Raw genomic sequence first — 475 nt, 5'->3', positions numbered from 1 at the left:
CAGGTGATATTATTACCTATAGCTTCTCTGTTAAGAACACAGGAAACGTTACCCTAACCGATGTTATGGTAAGTGATTTAGTAGGTGGTGTTACCGTATCTGGAGGTCCAATCACATTGGAGCCAGGCCAAGAGGACACTACTACATTTACAGCAAGCTATACCATCACACAGGCAGATATTAATGCGGGTGAGTTTGAGAACACAGCTAAGGTAGTTGGTACAACGCCTAGCAACACCCAAGTGGATGATCAATCAGATAACTCAAGCTATACAGGAAACAACCCAACAGTTGTAACTATCTGTACTGATGCAAGTATTGCCCTTATCAAAACTTCAGATGTTGAAATAGATCCAACCACAGAATGTTCAACACTAGAGGCAGGTGATATTATTACCTATAGCTTCTCTGTTAAGAACACAGGAAACGTTACCCTAACCGATGTTATGGTAAGTGATTTAGTAGGTGGTGTTAC

1 pseudogene is annotated in these 475 nt (G+C 41.1%); it reads left to right on the top strand.

What is annotated here, in order from left to right:
• A pseudogene (locus G3A46_RS14060) lies at nt 1–475 on the top strand (hypothetical protein); the annotation flags it as partial.

The organism is Aequorivita sp. KMM 9714 (genome assembly GCF_011065475.1).
GTDB classification, from domain to species: Bacteria; Bacteroidota; Bacteroidia; order Flavobacteriales; family Flavobacteriaceae; genus Aequorivita; species Aequorivita sinensis.
This window is presented reverse-complemented; position numbering and strand designations above follow the sequence as displayed.